We start from the raw sequence: 1,998 nt of genomic DNA, 5'->3' as shown, positions 1-1,998 counted from the left end.
GATTTTGCGCACATCGGTTGCTGTCACAGATGGTGTGATTGTTGGCATTGGCGATGAATATAGCGGCAAACAAGAAATTGATCTGAAAGGAAAATATCTGTGTCCGGGATTTATTGATGGACATCTGCATTTGGAATCGACGATGGTGACACCGGCGGAGCTGGTCGAGCAGGCGGTCAAATGCGGCACGACAACCTATATTGCCGATCCACATGAAGCTGCCAATGTCAGCGGCGCGGCAGGCATTGATTATATCTTAGATGAGACCGAAGATGTTCCGGCAAATGTCTATGTGATGATGCCGTCCTGTGTGCCGGCACTGCCGTTCGAGGACAATGGATGCACTTTTGATGCGGCGGAAATGAAAAAATATCAAAATAATCCGCGCATTTTGGGCTTGGGCGAAGTTATGGATTATGTATCTACCGTAAATGCTGATCCCGTGATGACAGAGAAGCTCGCGTTGTTTGATGGAAAACCAAAAGATGGACATGCGCCGGGCTTGACGGGAAAACAGCTCAACACTTATGTGCTGGCTGGCATTACAAACGATCATGAATGCTCTACAGTAGAAGAAGTGCTGGAAAAACGCCGTCTGGGTATGCATATTCATATCCGAGAGGGCAGTGCTGCCCGCAATCTGGAACCGATTGTCAATGGCATTATCATGCACAACATGGACATCAGCGGTTTTTCGTTCTGTACCGATGATAAGCATATTGAAGATATTCATACCGAAGGACATATTGACCATTGTGTACGAAAAGCGATTGACTGCGGTATCGCACCGGTTGACGCCATTCGCATGGCTACTATTAATACGGCGCGGCATTACGGACTAGAGCATCAAACAGGCGCGATTGCACCGGGATTACAGGCGGATCTCATCGTACTGGATGATTTGGAAACAATTAAGATTCACACAGTATATTATAAGGGCAAGGATGTCAGCGGTTTCCATGCACAGCCGAAGCTGCCGCAGGACAGCCCGCTGCGCCGAACGGTACACAGTCTGCCGGTCAGACCGGAACAGTTGGAATTGCCAGTCGGAGAAAAGAATGCAGTGATTCGCGTCATTCCGAATGAACTGATTACGGGGCATGAAGAAGTGCGCCTGCCGCAGAAGAATGGTCTGTTCCAACCGGATGATTTGTACAGTAAAATCGCTGTGGTAGAACGACATCACAATACGGGCAAGGTCGGTGTCGGTGCGGTCATGGACTTTAATATCCAGAACGGTGCGATTGCATCCACTGTGGCGCATGACAGCCATAATTTGTCTGTCATTGGAGACAATGATGCAGATATGCTGCGCGCCATAGAACATTTGCGTGAGATTGGCGGCGGATATACGCTGGTACAAAACGGAAAGATTTTATATACCGTACCTCTTCCGATCATGGGTCTTATGAGCGATGCGGGATTCCATGCCGTACAGACGGAACTTTCTGCTATGATTGCCAAGGCGCATGAAATGGGCGTGCCGAAGGGTGTTTCACCGCTGACGCTGTTGTCCTTCTTGGCGCTTCCGGTTATTCCGGCACTGCGGATTACGCCACGTGGTGTATTTGATGTAGAAAACATGCAGTTTCTTGCACAATAAAAAGCAAAACCACCGGTTTAACCGGTGGTTTTGTGGTTTACAGAGATAATAACAAGTCTTTCAGCTGAGCCGGTGTTTCGACGATGTGCGCGGCGTGATGCGCTTCTGCTTCCTCACGGCTGCCAAAACCATATAATACATAGGTGCAGGAAATACCATGCTTGCGGGAGCCTTCGACGTCAAACAAACGATCTCCAATCATTTCTACATCGGATGGATCTGGATTGCCTGCACGCTGCAACGCCAGTTCGACAATTTGCTCTTTAGCATCCATTTTTCCATCCAATGTAGCACCGCAGATGGCTTCTAAATATGGCGTCAATCCAAATTTATCTGCAATGCGAGTGGAAAAGGCTTCTGGTTTGCTCGTGACCATAAAGCAGCGCTTGCCTGCG

At 48.6% G+C, this 1,998-nt stretch carries 2 protein-coding genes; one reads left to right on the top strand and one right to left on the bottom strand.

The window, feature by feature from the left end; genetic code table 11:
* Positions 1–1,603, top strand: a 1,603-nt coding sequence (gene ade / locus ACR0P9_RS11605; RefSeq protein WP_432620315.1) for an adenine deaminase, incomplete at its 5' end; no start/stop codon positions are given.
* A gap of 37 nt (positions 1,604–1,640) precedes the next feature.
* Here ade and ACR0P9_RS11600 read toward each other — a convergent pair.
* The coding region (locus ACR0P9_RS11600; RefSeq protein ID WP_432620313.1) for an HAD family hydrolase at positions 1,641–1,998 on the bottom strand (358 nt) is incomplete at its 5' end.

The sequence above is a fragment of the Butyricicoccus sp. genome (genome assembly GCF_050872565.1).
In the GTDB taxonomy this organism is placed as follows: Bacteria; Bacillota; Clostridia; order Oscillospirales; family Butyricicoccaceae; genus Butyricicoccus_A.
Note: the sequence above shows the minus strand (reverse complement) of the source record. Positions and strands in the feature narration are given on the sequence as shown.